General features: G+C 69.2%; 17 protein-coding genes. 1 reads left to right on the top strand and 16 read right to left on the bottom strand.

The window, feature by feature from the left end; translation table 11 throughout:
• Positions 1-192 precede the first annotated feature (192 nt).
• The 3 genes from trpA to trpB are packed head-to-tail and all read right to left on the bottom strand — an operon-like array spanning position 193 to position 2,907.
• Entirely contained in the window at positions 193-1,002 is an 810-nt protein-coding gene (gene trpA / locus QMZ26_RS15495) for a tryptophan synthase subunit alpha (RefSeq protein WP_079222622.1), read from the bottom strand.
• A 1-nt stretch (position 1,003) separates the two neighbouring features.
• Entirely contained in the window at positions 1,004-1,693 is a 690-nt protein-coding gene (locus QMZ26_RS15490) for a hypothetical protein (protein ID WP_200732329.1), read from the bottom strand.
• Entirely contained in the window at positions 1,690-2,907 is a 1,218-nt protein-coding gene (gene trpB / locus QMZ26_RS15485) for a tryptophan synthase subunit beta (RefSeq protein ID WP_079222624.1), read from the bottom strand. Before trpB ends, QMZ26_RS15490 begins: the two co-directional genes overlap by 4 nt.
• Before the next feature lie 97 nt (positions 2,908-3,004).
• Between trpB and QMZ26_RS15480 the strand changes: the two genes are divergently transcribed.
• Positions 3,005-3,889 (top strand): LysR family transcriptional regulator, encoded by an 885-nt coding sequence (locus QMZ26_RS15480; RefSeq protein WP_283221960.1) that lies wholly within the window; start codon positions 3,005-3,007, stop codon positions 3,887-3,889.
• 78 nt (positions 3,890-3,967) lie between these two features.
• Here QMZ26_RS15480 and QMZ26_RS15475 read toward each other — a convergent pair whose 3' ends face one another.
• The 13 genes from QMZ26_RS15475 to prmB form a co-directional block, all read right to left on the bottom strand.
• Positions 3,968-5,080: a toxic anion resistance protein gene (locus QMZ26_RS15475; RefSeq protein ID WP_283221959.1), complete on the bottom strand. Its 1,113-nt coding sequence runs from the start codon at positions 5,078-5,080 to the stop codon at positions 3,968-3,970.
• A 44-nt stretch (positions 5,081-5,124) separates the two neighbouring features.
• A complete protein-coding gene (locus QMZ26_RS15470; protein ID WP_283221958.1) occupies positions 5,125-5,832 on the bottom strand; it encodes a hypothetical protein in 708 nt (235 codons plus the stop codon).
• On the bottom strand, positions 5,829-11,237 hold the full coding sequence (locus QMZ26_RS15465; protein ID WP_283221957.1) for a DNA repair ATPase: 5,409 nt from the start codon (positions 11,235-11,237) through the stop codon (positions 5,829-5,831). The genes QMZ26_RS15470 and QMZ26_RS15465 overlap by 4 nt, the downstream gene beginning before the upstream one ends.
• 85 nt (positions 11,238-11,322) lie before the next feature.
• Entirely contained in the window at positions 11,323-13,341 is a 2,019-nt protein-coding gene (locus QMZ26_RS15460) for a hypothetical protein (RefSeq protein ID WP_108758127.1), read from the bottom strand.
• Positions 13,341-14,012, bottom strand: a complete 672-nt coding sequence (locus QMZ26_RS15455) for an OB-fold-containig protein (protein ID WP_079222629.1) — start codon at positions 14,010-14,012, stop codon at positions 13,341-13,343. Before QMZ26_RS15455 ends, QMZ26_RS15460 begins: the two co-directional genes overlap by 1 nt.
• A 187-nt stretch (positions 14,013-14,199) precedes the next feature.
• Positions 14,200-14,856 (bottom strand): phosphoribosylanthranilate isomerase, encoded by a 657-nt coding sequence (locus tag QMZ26_RS15450; RefSeq protein WP_108747095.1) that lies wholly within the window; start codon positions 14,854-14,856, stop codon positions 14,200-14,202.
• On the bottom strand, positions 14,853-15,623 hold the full coding sequence (gene truA / locus QMZ26_RS15445) for a tRNA pseudouridine(38-40) synthase TruA (protein WP_200732321.1): 771 nt from the start codon (positions 15,621-15,623) through the stop codon (positions 14,853-14,855). Before truA ends, QMZ26_RS15450 begins: the two co-directional genes overlap by 4 nt.
• Positions 15,624-15,658: 35 nt before the next feature.
• Entirely contained in the window at positions 15,659-16,018 is a 360-nt protein-coding gene (locus QMZ26_RS15440; RefSeq protein ID WP_079222632.1) for a VOC family protein, read from the bottom strand.
• Between the two features lie 23 nt (positions 16,019-16,041).
• Positions 16,042-18,048, bottom strand: coding sequence for a FimV/HubP family polar landmark protein (locus tag QMZ26_RS15435; RefSeq protein ID WP_283221956.1), 2,007 nt, complete (start codon positions 18,046-18,048; stop codon positions 16,042-16,044).
• A gap of 146 nt (positions 18,049-18,194) precedes the next feature.
• Positions 18,195-19,223 (bottom strand): aspartate-semialdehyde dehydrogenase, encoded by a 1,029-nt coding sequence (locus QMZ26_RS15430; protein WP_164072893.1) that lies wholly within the window; start codon positions 19,221-19,223, stop codon positions 18,195-18,197.
• 91 nt (positions 19,224-19,314) lie between these two features.
• On the bottom strand, positions 19,315-20,352 hold the full coding sequence (locus tag QMZ26_RS15425) for a D-glycerate dehydrogenase (protein ID WP_283221955.1): 1,038 nt from the start codon (positions 20,350-20,352) through the stop codon (positions 19,315-19,317).
• A complete protein-coding gene (gene aroC / locus QMZ26_RS15420; protein ID WP_079222636.1) occupies positions 20,345-21,448 on the bottom strand; it encodes a chorismate synthase in 1,104 nt (367 codons plus the stop codon). Before aroC ends, QMZ26_RS15425 begins: the two co-directional genes overlap by 8 nt.
• On the bottom strand, positions 21,445-22,374 hold the full coding sequence (gene prmB, locus QMZ26_RS15415; RefSeq protein ID WP_108770725.1) for a 50S ribosomal protein L3 N(5)-glutamine methyltransferase: 930 nt from the start codon (positions 22,372-22,374) through the stop codon (positions 21,445-21,447). The genes aroC and prmB overlap by 4 nt, the downstream gene beginning before the upstream one ends.
• Positions 22,375-22,482: the final 108 nt, after the last annotated feature.

The following is a 22,482-nucleotide window of genomic DNA, read 5'->3' as shown; positions in this document are numbered from 1 at the left end:
GGCCCGGCGCTACCGACATCGCTCGATCCCCGCTCTGGTGGGTGTCGACCGTTGGTCGACACGCTCTTGCATGGCATGCCGGCCAGCGGCCGGCACTACCACCGCCGGGCATGGCCCGGCGCTACCTGGTAGGTGTCGACCGTTGGTCGACACGCTCTTGCATGGCATGCCGGCCAGCGGCCGGCACTACCGTTACGCGTCCAGCGCCTGCCGCAGCGGGGCCAGGAAGGCACCGGCCCGCTGGGCTGCTTCGTCGGCCGAGGCGGCATCGGCCAGCGCCGCCACCAGGGCACTGCCGACCACCACGCCATCGGCCTGGCGGGCCATGGCCGCGGCACTGGCCGCATCCTTGATGCCGAAGCCAGCCACCACCGGCACGCTGGCGCGTGCACGCAGGGCCTGCAGGCGAGCGCTGGCGGCCTCGCTGTCCAGGCGCTCGGAGGCGCCGGTGACGCCGGCGAAGCTGACGTAGTAGAGGTAGCCACGGGCCAGCGCCAGCAGCTTGTCGGCACGGGCCTCGCTGGTGGTGGGCGAGGCCAGCAGGACCAGCGCCAGGCCGGCCGCGTCGAACGCCTGCAGCGCTTCGGTGGCTTCTTCCGGCGGCAGGTCCACCAGCAGCACGCCGTCCACGCCGGCTTCGACCGCGGCCTTGGCGAACGCCGCATAGCCGTGGATCTCCACCGGGTTGAGGTAGCCCATCAGCACTACCGGGGTCTGCGCATCGCGCTGGCGGAACTGCGCCACGGCCTGCAGCACGTAGCGGCTGCCGGCGCCGCGGGCCAGCGCGCGCTCGGAGCTGCGCTGGATGGTCGGGCCATCGGCCATCGGATCGGAGAACGGCACGCCCAGTTCGATCACGTCGGCGCCGGCCTCGACCAGCGCATGCATGACCGGCACGGTGGCCTCCAGCGACGGGTCGCCGGCAGTGATGAACGGGATCAGGGCCTTGCGCTGCTGCTCGCGCAGGCGCTGGAAACAGGCATCGAGTCGGGAAACGGACATGTCAGGTACATCCTTCGATCAGGTCAACGGCGCCGCTGGCGCCCCAGTACATTCGGGATACGGTGCCGTCGACGATCTCCACGCGGATCGCCAGGTCGGAACCGGGGTCCTGCCAGAGCAGGGTCTCGCCGGCCTCGGCATCTTCGCCATAGGGCCGCGCGATGGCGCCCGCTGGCAGCAGCTTCAGGGCCTGTGCGCGCGGCATGTCCAGGTGCAGGCCGAACGGCCCCGGCTGCACCACCACCTGGCCCGAATCGTCGATGGGGGCCAGGTCGAAACGCACCACGTCGCCGTCCTGCACCATCATCGCCACGCCCTCGGGCAGCGTGCCGCGCTCGTAATACTCGCAACGCCCGGCCGTGGCCTCGCCGAGGCCGGCCGAATGCCACTGCGCCTCTCCCTCCAGCTCGCTGAAGGGTTGGCCGATGAGCACGTCGCCGGCATGATCCAGCGCCACGGAAACAACTGCCGGGGCGGTTTCGTCCTCGGCGCTGTCGGCGCGGGTGGCCGCCGGCGCATCCTCGATGGGGCGATGCGCGGCGTCATCATCATTGCTGGCCAGCTGGCGTGCCGGAGCGATGGCTGCGGGCGACGCCGGCGCGGGCGCCAGCACCGGCGGATCGGGCGGCGTGCAGCCACCCAGGCCAACCGCCAGCACCAGCGCGCCACCGTGGCGCAGCATGCCGTTCACAGCACCAGGCCTTCGCGCGCGGCGATCGTGTGCACGTCCTTGTCGCCACGGCCGGACAGGTTGCACAGCACGATCTGGTCACGCGGGCGCTCGCGGGCCAGCTTGATGGCCTGGGCCAGCGCATGGCTGGATTCCAGTGCCGGCAGGATGCCTTCGGCATGCGCCAGCAGATGGAAGGCCTGCAGCGCCTCTTCGTCGGTGATGCCGAGGTAGGTGGCGCGGCCGCTGTCGGCCAGGAACGCGTGCTCGGGGCCGACGCCGGGGTAATCCAGGCCGGCCGACACCGAATGCGTTTCGATGATCTGGCCATCGTCATCGCACAGCACGTAGGTGCGGTTGCCGTGCAGCACGCCGGGACGGCCGGCTGCGATCGATGCGGCATGTCGGCCGGTATGGATGCCGTCACCGGCCGCTTCAGCGCCGAAGATCTCGACCTGGCGGTCGTTGAGGAAGGCATGGAACAGGCCGATGGCATTGCTGCCGCCGCCGACGCAGGCGGTGATCGCATCGGGCAGGCGGCCATACTCGGCCAGCATCTGCTCGCGCGCTTCGCGGCCGACGATGGCGTTGAAATCACGCACCATGCGCGGGTACGGGTCCGGGCCGGCCACGGTGCCGATGATGTAGAAGGTGTCCTGCACGTTGGTCACCCAGTCGCGCATCGCTTCGTTGAGCGCGTCCTTCAGGGTGGCCGAGCCGGAGGTGACCGGCACCACCGTCGCGCCCAGCAGCTTCATGCGGTAGACGTTGATCTTCTGCCGCTCGATGTCGGTGGCGCCCATGTAGACCACGCACTCCAGGCCCAGGCGCGCGGCGACCGTGGCACTGGCCACGCCGTGCTGGCCGGCGCCGGTCTCGGCGATGATGCGCTTCTTGCCCATGCGCGCCGCCAGCAGGGCCTGGCCGATGGTGTTGTTGATCTTGTGCGCGCCGGTGTGGTTCAGGTCTTCGCGCTTGAGCAGGATCTGCGCGCCACCGACATGGTCGCTCAGGCGCTGTGCGTGGTAGATCGGGCTCGGCCGGCCCACGTAATGGGCCAGGTCGCGGTCGTAGGCCTGCTGGAATGCGGGGTCCTGGCGGGCCTGGTCATAGGCCTGGGCCAGTTCCTGCAGCGGACCGACCAGGGTTTCGGCGACGAAGCTGCCGCCGTAGCGGCCGAAGTGGCCCTGGGCATCCGGGAAGGCGTGGAAGTCGGCAATGGGGGAGGCAGACATGGAAGCGACCGCTGGTTCGAGACAGGTGGATACTCTAGCGCACGGATCCTGACCGGAATATCGATATTATCTGGCGCGTATTGTCAGGAAATCTCACATGAACACCTCCCTGCTGCCGCCGCTCAATGCCCTGCGTGCCTTCGAGGCCACCGCCCGCCTGGGCGGCGTGGGCCGCGCCGCGCAGGCCCTGCATGTCACCCACGGTGCGGTGAGCCGGCAGCTGAAGCTGCTGGAAGACCACCTGGGGTTGCCGTTGTTCCAGCGTGCCGGGCGCGGGCTGCGCCTGACCGAGGCCGGGCAGCGCCTGCACGCGGCCTGCGGCGAGGCCTTCGCCGGCATCGAGGCCTGTGTGCGCGAACTGCGCCAACCGGCGCGCTCCCCGGCGCTGGTGCTGGGCTGCAGCGGCAGCGTGCTGGCGCGCTGGATGATTCCGCGGCTGCCCGCATTGCAGGCGGCCCTGCCCGGGGTGAACCTGCAGTGGTCGGCCCTGGATGGCGCTTTCACCGAGGCGCAGGCGGCGCTGGATGCGGTCCTGCTGCTGGCGCAGGGCCCGTGGCCGCGCGGCTGGCAGGTGCGCGAACTGGCGCCGGAACGGGTGGGCGTGGTGGTGGCGCCCTCACATCCCGCCGCGCAGCGGTTGCGCCAAGTGCCGCCCCCGGCACTGCTGAAGGAGACGCTGCTGCACACCAGCTCTCGCCCGCAGGCATGGCCGGCCTGGGCGCAGGCGCATGGGCTGGACCCGGCGCAGTTGCAGATGGGCACCGGCTTCGAGCATCTGTACTACCTGCTGGAAGCGGCCGTGGCAGGCCTGGGGCCAGCGATCGCGCCGGAGCCGCTGGTGGCCGAGGACCTGGCCGCCGGGCGGCTGATCGCGCCTTGGGGATTCTCGGCGACAGGCGGGTTCTGGGTGCTGGCGCGGCCGGACGGCCCGGTCGACCCGCGCGTGGATGCGCTGGCCGAGTGGGCGATGGCGCAACTGTAGCGTCGAGCTTGCTCCACTACCTCAGTCGAGCAAGCTCGACTCTACGACTGCCTCAGTCGAGCAAGCTCGACTCTACGACTACCCCAGTGCCGTGGGTGCGGCCAGCCGCTGCTGCAGGTCTTCGCGCAGGCGCGACAGTTCGACTTCGGCCTGCTGGCGCTGCTGCATGCCTTCGCGATGGATGCTGCGCACTTCCTCCACCGTGGCGATCAGCTGGTCGTGCACGTGGCGCAGCGTGGCCACGTCGATCACGCCGCGCTGGTTGCTGCGTGCGGTATCCACCGACGCCTGGCGCAGCAGATCGGCATTGCGGCGCATCAGCTCGTTGGTGGCATCGTCGATGGCGGTGGACAGCTCGACGGCGGCCTTCTGCTCGCCCAGCGAAAGCTGGATGGCGAACTGGCGCTTCCACGACGGGATGGTGATCTCGCGCACCGTGTTGAATTTCTCGATCAGCTGCAGCGCGTTGGCCTGGATCAGGCGGATCATCGGCAGCGACTGGTCGGCCGCGTGCTGCATCAGCTGCAGGTCGGACACGCGCTTTTCGATCAGGCGGATCGCGTTGTCGACTTCGCTCTGGCGGATGCGCTGCTGCGGGTCGTCGCTGCCCTGCCCTGCCAGCTGCTCGGCCTGCAGTTCGGCCAGGCGCTGCTTGCCGGCGGCTGCGTACAGGCCCAGCGCGTGGCGCTCCTCGCGCACGATCTCGTGCATGCGGTCGAACTCGCCCACGCGCTTGCCCATCAGCGCCTGCTGCACGCCCACGTCGCCCAGCAGCTGCTCGATCTGTGCGTTGGTGTCGCTGAACTTCTGCACCAGTTCGCCCTTGGACACGCGCAGGCGATCGATCAGGCCGCCGATCACCGGCACCTTCGAACGCTGGGCGAAACCGTCCAGTTTCAGGCTGCGCGCGATGCGCACCACTTCGCCCAGCTTGTCGCCGCTGGCATCGAGGTCGCGGTTGCGCACCTGGTCCAGCAGCTGGCTGGAGAACGCTGCCGTGCGCGTCGCGGCCTCGCGGCCGAACACCTGCAGGTTGCCCGGGCGCAGGTCGTCCAGTTCCATGCGGATCTCGGCGATGCGCGGCAGGTCCTCGCGGACAAGGCCCAACGCCTGCAGCGCGCCTTCGTCGAGTGCGGAAGGGGTGGCCGGGGTGGGCACGAGGGTGCCGGGGTGCTGGCTGTCCTGGGTCATCGGGCAGTCTCCTTGCAGGTGGGTTGGCGGCAGCGGCGGCCGGCTCAGCGCAGTCTAGCCTGAGCCGCCGCGACCTCGTCGTCGATCTGTGCGTGCAGCGTGGCCGCCTGGCCGGCACGGACCGCGCCGGTGGCGGCCTGCGCGGCCAGTGCAGCCTGCCGCCACGCTGGCAGCAGGACATCGTGGATGCGGGCGAAGCGCTGCAGCAGCACCTCGTCCTGTTGCTGCAGCAGCTGCCACTGCCCGGCTTCGATGCGGCGCAGTGCCGCCAGCCGCTGCAGGTGGTCGATGCGCGCCGCCAGTACTTCCTGGCCGGCGCCCTGCAGCGCTGGCACGTCCGCGGCGGCCGCATCCGCCCAGGCCTGCAGTGCTTCGGCGGCCTGGCCGGTCGCGCTGATCGCGGTGGCACGCACGGCCATGTGCTGCTGCAACTGCTGGGCCTGCTCGCGTGCCTGCAGGGCGAGAACCCCCAGCTGCGACTGCAGGCCGCGGCCTGCGGCCTCACGCTCGACGTCGCGGCCAAGCAGGCGGCCCCACCAGCTTTCCTGCCGGCGCAGGCGTGCCGGGTCGGCAGCCTGCAGCGCCAGCGCGATGCGTGCCAGCGCCTCGACCAGCCCATCGCCAGTGGTCGCCGGCAACGCGACGTCGCGCGCGGCCAGTGCCTGCAGCAGCGGCGCACCGTAGTCGGCCAGGCGTGCGACATCGGCCGTGTCCGGCCGCTGCGGCGTCGGCAGGGGCGCCGCGTCGGTCATGGCAACGGCGGCGGCATCGGCGCGCTTCCCGCCGGGGCGTCGTCAGTGGCTTCCGGCGGCAGCGACTCGCCGTAGAAGTGGCGCATCAGCGCCTCATCCAGTGCGCGTTCCTCCGGCGTGCTGGCCCGCCGCACACGCGGACGGCGCGCGGCAGTGGTGGTGGCGCCGGCCGCGCCTTCGACCTGCTGCCGCGCCCACCCGGCGAAGGCGGCCAGGGTCTGCGATACCTGTTCCTGCTGTGCCTGCGAGGCCGCCAGCAGCTGCACCAGCGGGGCCAGCCCGGCCTGAAGGTCCTCCGCCAGCGGCGTGGCCGGGGGGCTGGGCGCAGCAATCACCAGCGGCTCGGCAGGCTGCACGGCGGCCGGTGCTTCCGGGCGTGCTTCGGCCAGGCGCTGCAGCGCTTCCAGCAAGGCCGGCCACGGTGCCGGATCAGCCGCCACCAGCGGCGCAGCCGGTGGCGGCAACTGCAGTGCACTGGCGATGTCGGCCAGCTGCGCGACCACGCGCCCACCGACATCGCTGTCGTCGGCCCCCATGGCCTTGTTGCGCAGGAAATCACGCTTGATCTGCGCCCAGCGCTGCGCCTGCGCCTCGTCCAGCACGCCGCGCAGCTCGCCCAGCTTCAGCAGGTTTTCCTCGGCGCCGGTGGTCAGCAGCTGCGCCTCGCCCAGGTAATGGTCGGAGATCAGCTGCTGCAGCTCGTCCTCGTTCATCACCGGCGAGATCTTCTCGGCCAGCTTGTTCATGTTGCGGTAGCTGCCCTGCAGGCGGAACGGCGGCTCGGTGCGGTAGCGGTCATCCTGCGCAGCGCTGGCGATGTACTGCTGGTTGACCCGGTAGACCACGTCGCGCACGCGCAGCATGCGCTGCAGGGTGGCGGTGATCTCGTTGATCTCGGCACCGCTGTAGGCGTGGCTGAGCCCGTTGGTCGACACATCCTTGCCCATCGCACGATCGACCAGCAGGTACAGGTCGGCCATGTCACGGGTCGCCAGCGGTGCCAGCACCGGGTTGGAGGTCAGGCTGTTCTCGATGTAGCTGAGGGTGAACGCCGCTTCCATGCCGCCCAGCACGTCGCCGAGATTGTAGATGTCGGCGCGGTTGGCCAGCATGTCCGGAATCTTGAACACCTCGCCCGACTCGGTATACGGGTTGCCGGCCATCACCACGCAGAATTTCTTGCCGCGCATGTCGTAGGTGCGCGTGCGGCCGCGCCACACGCCTTCGATGCGGCGGGTGCCATCGCACAGCGAAATGAACTTCTGCAGGAACTCGGGATGGGTGTGCTGGATGTCATCCACATACAGCATGGTGTTGTTGCCCATCTCCAGGGCCAGGTTGAGCTTTTCCAGCTCCTGCCGCGAGGTGGCGTCGGGCGCCTGCTCCGGATCCAGCGAGCGCACCTCGTGGCCCAGTGCCGGGCCGTTGATCTTCATGAAGACCAGGCCCAGCCGGTGCGCCACGTATTCCATCAGCGTGGTCTTACCGTAGCCCGGCGGCGAGATCATCATCAGCAGGCCCATCAGGTCGCTGCGCTTGTTCTCGCCCACCGTGCCCATCTGCTTGGCCAGGTTGTCGCCGATCACGCCGAGGTAGACGTCGTTGATGAGCTTGTTGCGCACGAACGAGGACAGCGGCCGCGCCTTGAACTCGGACAGGCGCAGGGCCTGCCGCTCACGGCCGATGATGCCCTGGCGCACCGCCTGGTAGGCGTGGAATGCCGGAACGAACTGCTGCAGGTGGGCGTGCAGGCGGGCCAGGAAATCATCCAGCGACAGCGCCAGGGTGCCCTGCACGATGCGCGGATGCTCGCCGAGCAGGCCATTGACTTCCACCCGCAGCGTGGCATCGCTGGCGCGCGTGCGCAGCTGCCGCTGCACCAGCAGCAGTGCGGCGGCCTCATCGGTGTAACCGGCATGGGCGGCCTGCGCCGGCAGCCGGCCCAGCGCGCGCAGCCACTGCCCGGCCAACGCCCAGCGCAGCGGCAGCGGATCCTGTCCACGCTGCAGCGCGCGTTCCAGTGCTTCGCGCTGTCCTGCCTGCTCCAGCTGCTGCTGCAATGCCTCCAGCAGCGCCAGCGCATGGCGGCTGCTGGCGAATACCGGATCGCCCGCGCTCAGTTCGTCACCGAGGTAGGCAGCGGCACCTTCGATCGCGGCGGCGTCGAACGGCAGGGCCTGCGCCTGCACGAACGCATCCAGCGCAGCGGCCATCTCCGCGCGCAGCGCCTGGCGTCCTTCGTCGGAACCAAACAGGCGGGCGATGGCATCGGCACCGGCCTGGCGCGCCGGCCACTGCGCCACGGCCTCGTTGCGCTGCTCGGCGGCCCAGAACAGCATGGCCAGTGCGCGGACGCGCGGTGCATGGCGCAGGCTGCCGGCGGCCTGCTGCAGCGGCAGCAGGGCGTGCAGGATCAGCGCCGCATCGTGGTCATGGATGCCGCGCTCATACCCCTCGCGGTAACGCGGCGCGGCGAACGCACGCACGCGCTGGTCCAGTGCCTCGGGGCTGGCGAGATCGTGCTGCAGCTGGGCCATGTCGAGGCCATCGCGGCCGTCCTGCGCGGCCAGCAGCAGGCTGCCGGCCAGGTACTCGCCGCGGTAGATCGCATCGGATTCCGAATCCAGGGTCACCGGCCAGAACGGCTTGAGCGCCTCCAGCTCCGGGTCGTGCAGGGTTTCCAGGAAATCGGTGCCGGTGAGGTGGATGGCCAGCGTGTCGCCGCGCGGCAGCAGGGTCAGGTCCAGGGCCTGGGTGTTCACGCTGAAACGGTGGCGCGGGCCGAGCCGGACGACGTTGCCGCCGGCCTCGTACAGGTCGCTGCGGTCGCGCAGCTGGCGCACGGCCTGGTCGCGCACGCCCTTCAAGCGCGCCTCGATGTCATCGGCCTTGACGTTGTCGCGCAGCGCACGCAGCCGCTCGGCCAGTTCGCGCAGCTTGAGGATCAGCGGATCGCCGGCGAAGAACGCGTTGAGCTCGTCGGCGGTGGCGAAGCGCTCGGTGCGCTTGGCCAGGCCATCCAGGATGCGGTTGGCCGCGTCGAGCACCGAGCGCGCCTTGCGCTGGCGGTCGTCCAGCAACGCCTGCTTGTGCGTCTCGAAGGCTTCGACCAGTTCCTCGCGCTTGCTGAGGATGTCGCCGAGGAACTGCTCGTGCTCGCCGAACTGGCTTTCCAGTTCCTCCAGCTGCACCAGCAGGCGCGACAGCTGTTCGTCGGCCTTTTCAGGATCGTTGGCCATCGCCAGCGCACTGGTGATGGACTGCGAGAACAACGCGAACTGTGCGGCGAACTGGGCCACGGCCTCGGCCGAGCCGAGCGTGCGGCGGCGCTGTTCGGCACGCGTGCGCGCCTGGTTCAGCCGCCCGTACAGCGCGGAAATCGATTCGACCACGCGGGTACGCGCGGTGGCATCGTCCACCTTCAGGCCGGCCATCAGTTCGGACAGCATGTCCAGGTCGGCGGCCATGCCACGCATGCCGTCCAGCTGCTCGTCCAGCTGGCGCGCACTGCTCGCCTGCTGGGCCGCTTCATCCAGTGCCTGCAGGCGGCTGCCCAGCGGTGCCAGTGCGGCATCGCCGGCCAGGAACTCGCCGGTGGCGGCGCCCACGCGATCCTGCGCCTGCACCAGTTCGGCGGCCATCGCCTCGATGCGCGCGGTGTCGATGTAGCGCAGCTCACGGATGGTCAGCAGCCGCCCGCGCAGCGCGGTGATCTCGTTCAGGGCCTCGACGAAGGCCTGCACCTCGTTCCAGTTCTGCGGCTGCAGCTGGCCCAGCAGCGCCTTGTAGTTCGCTTCCGCCTCGACCATCGCCTGCGCCGACTGCGCGCGGATGGACTGTACCTTCTCGTACTCGTCCAGCACCGACTCGCCGGTGGCACTGATCTGCCGCAGCAGCGCTTCGGCGCCGTCGCAGGCCTCGTCCCCCAGCCAGTGGTGGGTATCGAACAGGCGGCGGGTGTCGGCCACCAGGCGCTGGTAGCGCTGCACCGAGACATGCTGGCCGTCGATCTCGCGGGACAGGTTGAACAGGTTGGAGATACCGCGCACCAGCTCGGCATTGCCGATGCGGCCCATGAAGGTGTTGCCGGGCGGCCGGCTGGCGGCGAACTCGTCGCTGCTGAACGGCGTCTGCCAGACCTGCATCGGATGGATGCGGGTGGGTTCGGCGCCTTCGGCATGGAACAGCACCATGCGCCCATCCTGCATGAAGGCATAGCCGTGGCCGAACACCGGGTTCTGCAGCACGCGCTGGATGGTGTTGTAGACGAACAGCGCCGAGCGCCCGCCTTCGCGCTCGTAGAAGATGTAGAGCACGTCCTCGCCGTTGGGCGAGCGGATGCTGCGCTTGAACTGCATGCCTGCCATCGAGGCATCGAAGGCCTTGTGCTCGCCGCCCTGCAGGTAATAGCCGCCGGGGAAGATCACGCCGTGGTCTTCGGGCAGCTGCACGCAGGCCTGGACGATGGCGTCGTTGCGCACGATTTCGCCGGTGAGCGTGTTGTAGATCAGGCCGCGCCAGACGGTCTCGCGGTACGGCAGCACCTTCAGCAGCAGCAGCGAACCGACGCGCGCGAATTCGAACTGGGCGTCGTCCAGCGACTGCGTGCTGTCCTCCACCGGTTCGCTGTAGATGCCCTGCCCGGTTTCGGTGTTGTTCTCGACCTTGATGGTCAGGTCGCCACCGGTGGTTTCCACGAACAGGGTGTCGAGGATGTTCAGGTGCGAGTGGCGGCCGTTGACCGCGAGGTCGCGGGTGGCCTTGGTCCATTCGAAGTCGAACGGCGGCGGCAGGGCGATATCGCGTTCGCCGCGCGCATCGAGGTAGGTCAGCTCGCCTTCGCGCGACAGCGCCCAGCGGAACACGCGCACGTCGCTGCTGCGCTCGCCGATCTGGAACGAAGCCAGCAGCTTGTCGCCGATCACGATCAGCTGCAGCAGGCGCGCGTGCTTGTAGTAGGCGTACAGCTCGTTGAAGTCGTGCACGAAGCCGGGCTGGTCGAGGAAGCTGCCCTTCAGCTCCAGCGCGGCCACATCGTAGCCGTCCTTGCCCTGCACCAGCCGGTACAGGCCGAACACATCCTCGATGCGGGTATGGGTCTTGAGCCCGATGTAGACGTTGTAGCCGAACAGCAGGCGGTCAGGCCCGACCTGGACGATGTCACGGCCGACGCAGTTGTTCTCGCTGCGGATGCGGAAGCGACCGACCACCTCCAGCCGGCTGTCGCCGAACTCGGCCAGTCGCTGGCGGTTGAGGGCTTCGGCCAACGCCTGCAGGCGCTGGCCCTGTTCGCCAAGGCGGCGGCGCAGGACTTCGTAGGCACCGCCCTGGGCAACGGCCTGGTCGACGGTGTTGCCGCCGGCCTCCGGCGCGGTGGTTTCGGCGGACGGATGGGTTTCAGACATCAGCAGGCTTCCGGCTTACGGACGGCCGGCCGTGGTTGCGGCCGGCGCGGGCGGGCGGTGGCCGCAGCGGCCACCGCCCGGTGCATCAACGGGCGCTGTCGACCACGGCGGCCGACACGGCCGGGGCCGCGTCGGCGTCCTCGGCGATCTGCCGCGGTGCCGGTTCGGCCACGGCCACGCCCAGGTAGCGCTGCATCAGCTCCTGCACGATCGGGCTCTTGCCGGCGAAGCCTTCGATCGACTTGCCCAGCGACACGGCCTTGACCAGGTTCTCGAACATGCCGCCGTCGCCACCGACCAGGTCGATGTCGGCATTGCGCAGCGCGCTGGCGATGACGTTGGCGTTCTCGCGCGAGACTTCCTTGCCCGCTTCGATGGAGGCCAGTGCCTGCTTCAGGCTGTTGTCCAGCATCATGCGGAACTCTTCGTGGCCACGTGCCTGGTCGCTCAGCGAGGCGATGGCTTCGAACTTGCGCACCAGGCCTTCGGCTTCGGCCAGCAGCTTCTTCTGCACCACGCCGGCTTCGGCGTTGCCCAGCGATTCGGTGGCGGTGGCGCGGGCCAGGCCCATCTTCTCTTCGCCTTGGGCCTGCGCCTGCAGGGTTTCGGCCAGCACGCGGGCCTCGTTGCTGCCCTGCTTCAGGTTGGCTTCTGCCTTGGCTTCGATCACGCGGGCTTCGGCGATACCGACCTTCTCGATGGCCAGTGCGGAGGCTTCACGCACCTGCGCTTCGGCCAGGCCCGGTGCCGCCTGTTCGGCACGGAAGGCGTCGGCCAGCAGGCGCTTGGCTTCGGCCTGCTTGCCGGCCGCTTCGTGTTCGGCCTGGGCCAGGGTGGTCAGTTCCACCGCGCGGTGCTTGGAGGCGGTTTCGCGGGCCTGCGCTTCCTTCACTTCGCGCACCAGCGATTCCTGCGCCTTGGCTTCGGCTTCCAGGATCAGCACCTGCTTCTGGCGGTCGGCCTCGGAGACCTCGCGCACTTCCTTGATGCGCTCTTCTTCCTGGGCCACGGTCTTGTCGATGGAGATGCGTTCGCGGGTGATGTTGGCCACGTCCATCTTGCCCTGCTCGACCACCTTGTCACGCTCCACGCCCTGCAGCTGCACTTCGCGGTCGGTGGTGACCTGTTCCAGCTGGCGCGCGCGCTCCACGCGCTCGGCTTCGATGGCCACTGCACGCTGGCGGTTCTGTTCGGCCACTTCCACTTCGCGCAGACGGTTCTGGTCACGGATGTCGATCAGCTGCTGTGCTTCGATGCGTGCGTTCTCGGACAGCTGGCGCTGCTCTTCCTGCACCTTGGCGGTCTCGGCTTCCTCGCGGGCGCGGATGGTCTCGATCTCGCGCTTCTGCCGCGCCTCGGCCTCGGCCTGCTGGCGTTCCAGGGCCAGCAGCGCTTCGCGCGCTTCCACGTTCTTCTTGGTGATGGCGAGCTTCTCGTTCTGCTCCAGCTCGTTGGTCACCACGTTCTGCGCGGCGGTCAGCTCGGTGATCTTGCGGATACCCTGCGCGTCGAGGATGTTGAACTGGTCCAGCAGCGATTTCGGGGTCTGCTCCAGGTAGTCGATGGCCACGTCTTCCAGCACATAGCCGTTCAGGTCGTTGCCGATGACCGCGATGATCTCGTCGCGGAATTCCTGGCGCTTCTCGAACAGCTCGGTGAAGTCGAACTTCTTGCCGACCGTCTTCAGCGCTTCGGAGAACTTGGCGTTGAACAGCTCATCGACGGCGTGCTTGTCCGAGGCGCGGTCGGCACCGATGGCCTTGGCCACGCGCAGCACGTCGGCCTGGGTCTCGTTGACCCGCAGGTAGAAGGCCACGGCGATGTCGGCGCGCATGTTGTCGCGGCAGATCAGGCCTTCCTTGCCGCGGCGGTCGATCTGCAGGGTGATCAGGCTGATCCGCATCAGCTCGGCGCGGTACAGCACCGGGATGATCAGCGCACCGGTGAAGTGCACCTTGGGCGTGGCACTCATGTCGTTGACGATCAGGGCCACGCCCTGGTCGACCTTGCGGTAGAACGCCTTGAACAGTCCCGCCAGGCCCAGCAGCAGGCCTACGAGGACGATGATCCCGATCAGGAAGGGGGCCGCGCCAGCAAAACTCATCAGTGATTCTCCTTGTTGCCCGGAAGCAGGTTGTCCTGGAAATCGAGGGCGACCGCATCAGCGCGGACCACCCGGTAGTAATGGTGTTCGGCCACGTGCTCGACCAGCACGATGCGCTCGCCACGCTGCAGTTCGATGTCGCTGCGCACCTGCAGCACCAGCCCGGCACCGCCGTCATCGACCGTGGCGTGGCCGCTGCGCGCATCCACCCGGGGCGAGGCGACCACGCCCACGCGCCCCAGCAGGGAGGCCTGTGCGACCGGCTGCAGGCGCTGCAGGAAGGTGCGGATGGGCCGCAGCAGCAGCGCGGTGATCGGCACCGCCGGCAGCGGCGCGAGCACGGCCACGAGCGTGCCGAAACCCCAGCGCAGCAGGTCCGGCAGCGGCAACAGTACGAACAGATGGATGAAATAGGTCAAGGCCCAGCCGAAGAAGCCCAGCAGGGTGACCACGACCATGACCGGCACGCCACCAAGGCCGAAGCGCTGCAGCAGGGCCGAGAGGCCGCTGAGATCGGTGTCACTGTCCAGTGCACCATCGGCGCCGAGATCGCCGAACCCGTCATCGACGAGGCCAAAAGCGGCAAGCCCCCAATAGACCAGCGACACCGCCAGCAGGACGCTGTACGGCAGGGTCGGGTAGCCGAACACGACGGTGAGGAATTCCTGCATCGCTTTGCCTTCCTGGGCTATGGGCGCGTGACGCCCCGTTCGGAATCCGCCGGGAGCGGTTCCGTCGATCCCGCCACGGCCCTCATGGCCATGGCTTCCCCTTCATCCTATGTGAAGAGGGTGTACAGGGACAAATGTGAAGACGCGCACCGACCGCAGGCGGCGACGCGCGCGGGGTCGTGCCCGGTCACTCCAGCACGGTGCAGTCGGCGCTGCGCACCTCTTCGACGAACGTGCGCATCTTGTAGCCGTCCTTGATGCCCGGCTCGACCTCGATGCCGCTGGACACGTCAACGCCCCACGGCAGGGTGGCGAGAATGGCGTCCTTCACGTTCTCCGGGTTCAGCCCGCCGGCCAGCAGGAAGGGACGGTGCAGGCCGGTCGGAATGCGCGCCCAGTCGAAGGCCACGCCGGTGCCGCCACCGCCACCCGGGGCGTGGCTGTCGAACAGGAAACCGGCAGCACTGGGGTAGCGCAGCTGCAGGGTGCGCGCATTGACGTCCTCGCGACCGCCCATGGCGATCGCCTTCAGGTACGGCATGTTGAAGCTGCGGCAGAAGCTTTCATCTTCCTCGCCATGGAACTGCAGCAGGGTCGGACGCACGGTGCGCAGCACCTCACGCACTTCTTCCTTGCTGTTGTTGCGGAACAGCGCCACCACGTCGACCATCGGTGCGATCGCCTGGCGCATCGCCCGGGCTTCGGCCGGGGCCACCCGGCGGCTGCTTTCACGGGCGAAGATGAAACCCACCGCGTCCACGCCCAGTTCGCCGGCCAGGCGCACATCGCCGGCGCGGGTCATGCCACAGAACTTGATGCGGGTACGGTAGTAGGAGCGGCTCATAAGGTGACCTCGGCAGGCAGATGCCAGTTGTCGGGGTACAGCGGCCCCAGGAACACCAGCCCCTGCGGAGGTGCGGTAGGGCCGGCAACGGTTCGGTCGCGTCCGGCCAGCAGCTCGGCGATCCACTCCACCGGTTTCTCGCCGCTGCCGACCAGGATCAGCGAACCGACGATATTGCGGACCATGTGATGAAGGAATGCATTACCGCGCACCGCCACCTCGATCACCTCGCCCTGGCGGCTGACCTGCAGGGCCTGCAGCTCGCGCCGCGCATGCAGGGCCTGGCACTGCACCGAGCGGAACGCGCTGAAGTCGTTCTCGCCGAGCAGGGCCTGGCCGGCGGCATGCATGAGGGTCTCGTCCAGCGCCCGTCGTTCCCAGCTGAGGGTCTGCCGGTCCAGTGCCGGGCGCACCTCGCGGTTGAGCAGGCGGTAGCGGTAGCGGCGGGCGCGCGCCGAGAAGCGGGCGTGGAAATCGTCGGCCACCGGCACGCACCAGCGCACCGCGATGGAACGCGGCAGGCGGGTGGTGGTGCCCAGCATCCAGGCGCGCGGATCGCGCACCACGTCGGTATCGAAATGCACGACCTGGCACTGGCCGTGCACGCCGGCATCGGTGCGGCCGGCGCAGACCACCTGCAGCGGCGCATCGGCCACCGAGGACAGGGCTTTCTCCAGGCTGGCCTGGACGCTGGGTCCACCCTCGCCCAGGTTCTGCCAGCCCCTGAAATCGCTGCCGTCGTACTCGACGCCGAGCGCGTAACGCATGTGCTGCTACCTCGATGTTGCGGGTGGGACGGCGCTCAGGCCGGGTCGCGTTCGGACCAGACCGCCAGTTCGTTGCCACCGGGTTCGACGAACTGGAAGCGGCTGCCACCGGGGAAAGAGAAAACGGGCCGTACGATCTGGCCGCCAGCCGCGCGCACGGCCGCTTCGACCGGCGCCAGCAGATCGGCATACAGCACCAGCAGCGGTGCGCCTGCTTCGGCCCGCTGCGGCTGGCCACGGAAGAAGCCGCCCTGCAGGCGGCCATCGTCGAAGGCGGTGTAGTCCTCGCCGTAGTCGACGAACGACCAGCCGAACACGGCCTCGAAGAAGGCACGGCTGGCGGCCGGGTCGGCCGAGGCGAACTCAACGTAGTCGATGCGGTTTTCGCGGGTCATGGGCGGCGCCTGTGGTCCTGTGGTCAGTCCAGCCGGGCGAGCAGTTCGCGCGCCTGCGCCTGGCAGTGCACGTCGCCGTCGGTGGCGACTTCTTCCAGCAGCGTCCGCGCGGTCTGCGCGTCGCCCAGGTCGAGGTAGGCGATGGCCAGTTCCAGCCGCTCCTGGCCCGCACGCGGGACCCAGTCGGGGTCGGTGGAACCATCGGCCGGCACCGCCTCGTCGTGGGGCGCGGCCGCGGGCGGCGCAGCCTCCGCCGGTTCGGCCGGCAGATCGAACACGCCGCGGAACTCCGGCTGCTGCTCGGCCTGCAGCGCGTAATCGGGCACGCCGACCTCGTCGGACGGTTCCGGCGGGGCGGGCGCGAATTCTGGCGCGGGTTCATCCCAGCGCGGGGCGTCACTCACCGCCGGCGGCAGTTCGTCGCCCTCGTCGGTCACCAGCGCCCCGACCTGCCAGGACGTCTCGACGTCGGCAGCAGGCGGTGCCATCGGTTCTTCGACCGGCTCGGGCGGCAGCGCATCCTGGTCGGCATGCGTCTGGGCGTCACGGTCGTCTTCGAGGGCCCAGGCCGGCATCGACGGTTCCTGGCGGCCATCCTCTTCGTGGCCGGCGGCCCACGACGACTGCTCGGCCAGCGAATCCAGCGCGGCACCGGCAGGCACCGCTGCGGCCAGGGCCACGGCGTCGCCTTCCTCACGCAGCGGCGGCAACGGCGAGGGCTTGCGCCGGCGCAGCAGCCAGGCGGCACCGGCCACCAGCAGCAACAGCGGCAGGCCCAGCCAGTACCACGGCGTGCCGCCGGCGGGTGCGCCGGGTGGTTGCGCCAGGCGCTGCTGGGCAGCGGCCAGGTCGTTGTCCTTCATCGCAATCAAGGACTGCTGCTGTTCCTTCAGCTTCTCCAGCTCGGCCACGCGCTGCTTCAGCTCACCGATCTCGGCATCGCGGGTGGCAACGTCTTCCCTGGCCTGCCGCAGTTGTTCATTGCCCAGCATGTCACCCTCGCTGCCGGCACCGGTGCCGGTGGTTGTGCCCGCGTGCGCGGCGTCGGACGCCAGCGCCGGAGCGATCTCAAGACGTGCCCCTGCGCTGGCGGCAGCAGCAGCGGGCGTGGCGGTGGCGGCGGTGGCGGGCGCGGCTGCCGGTGCACCGGCAGGCTGCGGCACCGTGCGCGCCTGGCGCCACTGCGCGGCATGTTCGCGGACCAATGCGGCGGCTTCGTTGCCGTCGATCGCGGCCAGGGCGTCGCTGCCCGGCACGCGCAGTACCGCGCCCTGCTTGAGCAGGTTGACGTTGCCGCGGATGAAGGCCTCCGGATTGGCACGCAGCAGGGCGATCATCGCCCGCTCCCGGCTGATCTGGTTGCCCCGGGCCAGCGCACCGGCAATCTGCGAAAGGGTCTGGCCCTGCCGCACGGTGATGCTGCCGTCGGCAGCGGCGCGGGTAGCGGGTGCGGCGGCACGCGGCCGCGGCTCGGCCGGTCGCGCGGCGTTGGCCGGCGCGGACGGGGCGGCGGCAGGCGCCTGCGCTGCCGGCGGCGGCGTATCGCGGGTGATGGTGTTGCCCAGCATCCCGGCCGGGGCGACGATTTCCGGCTCGGCCACGGCCAGTGCACTGGCCGGTGCATCGACCAGGGCGGAATATTCGCGGACCAGGCGGCCCTGGCCCCAGTCGGCTTCGACCAGGAAGCTCAGCGACGGGGTTTCCACCGGGGCCTGCGAGGTCACCCGCACCACCGCCCTGCCCTGGCTGTTGGTGGTCAGTTCGAACTGGAGTTCGCTGACCAGGCCGGTCGGCCGTTGCAGGCCGACCCGCTCGAAGGTGGCGGCCGAGGCCAGCGCCACGCGCAGGTTCTCGAGCTCGGAAGGATCGGCGGACACCACCGGGATCTCGGCCAGCAGGGGCTGGCCGGGGCGTGACAGCACGCGGAGGTCGCCCAGGCCCAGGGCCATGGCCGAACTGCTGGCCAGTGCCAGCAGCGCGGCGGAGAGATAGATGAGCGGGCGCGATGCGCCCCTGGCCCGTTTATTCATGGGCGACACTATAAAGCGTGCGGACCGCGGTCCGCATCCATGTAGAGCCGAGCCCGTGCTCGGCTGCTCGGCTGCTCGGCTGCTCGGGATGAGCCGAGCATGGGCTCGGCTCTACAGAAAAGGCCGGGCATTGCCCGGCCCTCCAATCAGCGCTGTTCGGCGGCGACCAGCTCGGCCAGCTGCACGGCGTTCAGCGCCGCGCCCTTGCGCACGTTGTCCGAGACGATCCACAGGTTCAGGCCGCGCGGGTGCGACAGGTCTTCACGGATGCGGCCGACGTACACCGCATCGGTGCCCGAGGCGTGGGTGACCGGGGTCGGGTAGCCACCAGCTTCATGGCGGTCCACCACTTCCACGCCCGGCGACTGCTCCAGCAGCGCGCGCGCTTCGGCCACGGTCACCTTGTCGCGGGTTTCGATCGCCACCGATTCGGAGTGGCCGTAGAACACCGGCACGCGCACGGCGGTCGGGTTCACCAGGATGCTCTCGTCACCGAGGATCTTGCGGGTTTCCCAGACCAGCTTCATCTCTTCCTTGGTGAAGCCGTTGTCCTGGAAGTCGTCGATGTGCGGGATCAGGTTGAAGGCGATCTGCACCGGGAAGCGCTGCGGATCGATCTCCTGGAAGCTCAGCAGCTGGCCGGTCTGCTTGCCCAGCTCTTCCATCGCCGAACGGCCGCCGCCGGACACCGACTGGTAGGTGGAGACGTTGATGCGCTCGATCCCGTACTTGCGGTGCAGCGGCGCCAGCGCCACCAGCATCTGCATGGTCGAGCAGTTCGGGTTGGCGATGATGCCGCGCGGACGGTTGCCGACCTGGTCCGGGTTGACCTCGGACACCACCAGCGGCACGTCATCGTCGTAACGGAAGGCCGAGGAGTTGTCGATCACCACCGCACCGGCGGCGGCGAACTTCGGCGCGTATTCCTTGGACACGCTGCCACCGGCCGAGAACAGGGCGATCTCCACGCCGCTGGGGTCGAAGGTGGCCAGGTCCTGGATCTTCACCTTCTGGCCTTCGAACTCGACTTCGCCGCCGGCCGAGCGCTCGGAGGCGAGCAGGCTCAGGGTACCGACCGGGAAGTTGCGCTCGGCCAGGATGGCCAGCATGGTCTCGCCGACGGCACCGGTGGCACCGACGATGGCGACGTGGAAGCTGCGTTGTGCATTGCTCATGGGGGAACTCTCACGAAAACGGGAAGGGGAAAAACTCACGCACGACAGCTGGGTTCGGGGAACCTCCTCAGGCGGGGCGCGCAGAGGTTCCCTATCGTTTCCCGGTTTTTTTGCCCAGCGCGGCACGCGCGGCGAAGGCCGCGTCGGCATTGATCGCGCTCGGCATGCGCGCTGCTTCGCCGGCCAGGCCGAGGCCGGCCAGCAGGTTGTCCACGGCCAGCTGCACCATGGCGGTACGGGTACCCAGCGAGGCGCTGCCGATATGCGGGGTCAGCACCACGTTGCGCAGCGCCAGCAGTTCCGGGCGCACCTTCGGTTCGCCTTCGTAGACATCCAGGCCGGCGGCGGCCAGGCGGCCATGGGCCAGCGCATCGGCCAGGGCCAGCTCGTCGACGATGCCGCCACGGGCGATGTTCACCAGGGTGGCCGACGGCTTCATCTTCGCCAGCGCGGCCGCATCGATGATGTGGTGCGAGGCGGGGGTGTACGGCAGCACGGTGACCAGATGGTCGGACTGCGCCAGCAACGTGTCCAGGTCCACGTAGGTCGCGCCCAGTGCCGCTTCGGTCTCGGCCGGCAGGCGCGAACGGTTGTGGTACAGCACCTTCATGCCGAACCCGTGTGCACCCCGGCGGGCGATGCCCTGACCGATGCGGCCCATGCCGAGGATGCCCAGCGTGCTGCCATGGATATCGGCGCCGAGCATGGTCTGGAACGACCACTGGCCCCACTGCCCGTCACGCAGCCAGCGTTCGGATTCGGTGATGCGGCGCGCAGTGGCCATCAGCAGGGCGAAACCGAGGTCGGCCGTGGTCTCGGTGAGCACGTCCGGGGTGTTGCTGGCGAGGATGCCGGCCGCGCTCAGCGCGTCGACATCCAGGTTGTTGTAGCCGACGCCGACGTTGGCGATCACCTGCAGCTGCGCGGCATCGGCCACCTGGGCCGCGCCGATGCGCTCGTTGAGGGTGATGATCGCGCCGTCGACCGAGGCCAGGCGCTCGGCGATCTGCTGCGGCGACCAGGCGGTGACGGTATCGGTGGCCAGCAACTGCACGCGATCGCGCAGCGGCGCGATGGCCGCGTCGATCAGCGGCTGGCTCACCCACACCGTCGGCCGGGTATCAGCCATCGATCTGCCCGGGAATGCGCGGGGTGATGGTGCCGACATCGCCGCACTGGGCGCGGTGGCGCAGCGCCTGGTCCATCAGCACCAGAGCCATCATCGCCTCGGCGATGGGCGTGGCGCGGATGCCGACGCAGGGGTCGTGGCGGCCGGTGGTGACCACCTCGACCACGTTGCCTTCGGTATCCAGCGACGGGCCCGGCAGGCGCAGGCTGGAGGTCGGCTTGAGGACGATGGACGCGACCACCGGCTGGCCGGTGGAAATGCCACCGAGGATGCCGCCGGCATGGTTGCTGGCAAAACCCTGCGGGGTCAGCAGGTCACGGTGTTCGGTGCCCTTCTGCGCGGCGCTGGCGAAGCCGTCGCCGATCTCCACGCCCTTCACCGCGTTGATGCTCATCAGCGCGGCGGCGAGATCGCCGTCGAGCTTGCCGTAGATGGGTTCGCCCCAGCCCGGCGGCACGTTGTCGGCCACCACGTCCACGCGCGCACCGACCGAATCACCGGACTTGCGCAGCGCATCCATGTACGCCTCCAGCTCGGGCACCTGCTCGGCATGCGGCCAGAAGAACGGATTGTCTTCCACCGCCGACCAGTCGAAACCAGCCGGACGGATCTCGCCCAGCTGCGACAGGTAGCCGCGCACGGTCACGCCGAAGCGTTCGGCCAGCCACTTCTTGGCGACCACGCCGGCGGCCACGCGCATGGTGGTCTCGCGCGCGGAAGAACGGCCGCCACCGCGCGGGTCGCGGATGCCGTACTTGTGCCAGTAGCTGTAGTCGGCATGGCCCGGCCGGAACTGCTGGCCGATGTTGGCGTAATCCTTGCTGCGCTGGTCGGTGTTGCGGATCAGCAGCGCGATCGGGGTGCCGGTGGTCAGGCCCTCGTACACGCCGGACAGGATCTCGACCTCGTCGGCCTCGCGGCGCGCCGAGGTGTGCCGGCTCTTGCCGGTGGCGCGGCGCTGCAGGTCGTGGGCGAATTCGGCCGCATCCAGCGCCAGCCCCGGCGGGCAACCGTCGAGCACGCAGCCGATGGCCGGCCCGTGCGACTCGCCGAACGTGGTGACGGTGAACAGCTTGCCGAACGAATTGGAACTCACGGGCGCTGCGCCGCCAGTTCGGTGATGCGGGCGCTGTGGGCGATCAGCTCGCGGCATTCGACCGCGAAGATGCCCATCTGGCCGACCTTGAATTCAACCCAGGCGAAATCGACTTCCGGCAGCAGCTTGATCAGGTGCTGTTCGGATTCCCCCACTTCGCAGATCAGCAGGCCGTCCTCGCTCAGGTGCAGCGGGGCGTCGCGCAGGATCTTCAGCACCAGGTCCAGGCCGTCGTCGCCGGCACGCAGGCCCATTTCCGGCTCGTAGGAGTATTCCTGCGGCAGGGCATCGGTCTCGTCGTTGGTGACGTACGGCGGGTTGGTGACGATGAGGTCGTAGTGACGCCCGGTCAGGCCGTTGAACAGGTCCGACTTCAGCAGGGTGACGTTGTGCGCCTGCAGGCGTTCCTTGTTCTCTTCGGCCAGCGACAGCGCGTCATCGCTCAGGTCGACGCCGTCCACTTCCCAGTTCGGGTAGTAGTGGCCCATGGCGATGGCAATGCAGCCCGAACCGGTGCACAGGTCCAGCGCGCGGCTGACGTCACGGCCAGCCAGCCACGGCTCGAAGCCGCACTCGATCAGCTCGGCGATCGGCGAACGCGGCACCAGGGCGCGCGAATCGCTCTTGAAGCTGAGGCCGGCGAACCAGGCTTCACCGGTCAGGTAGGCGGCCGGGACACGCTCGTCGATGCGGCGCTGGAACAGTTCCAGCACGCGGACCTTCTCGGCCTGCAGCAGGCGTGCCTGGCCGTAGGCCGGGCCGAGATCGTGCGGCAGGTGCAGGCTGTGCAGCACCAGCTGGGTGGCCTCGTCCAGGGCGTTGTCGTAGCTGTGCCCGAAGGTCAGCCCGGCTTCGTTGAAACGGCTGGTGCCGTAGCGGATCAGGTCGATGATCGTGTGGAGTTCGGCGGCCGTTTCAGCGGTCATGGCGGTACTGCGGGCAAAGTGGCCCACGATTATAGGGGCTGGCGCCCGCGGCGGCATCCGTTGCGACGGAAACGATCAGGCTGCAGCCGGTATGATGGGGATTACTTC

Source organism: Stenotrophomonas sp. PFBMAA-4, assembly GCF_030053215.1.
In the GTDB taxonomy this organism is placed as follows: Bacteria; Pseudomonadota; Gammaproteobacteria; order Xanthomonadales; family Xanthomonadaceae; genus Stenotrophomonas.
This window is presented reverse-complemented; position numbering and strand designations above follow the sequence as displayed.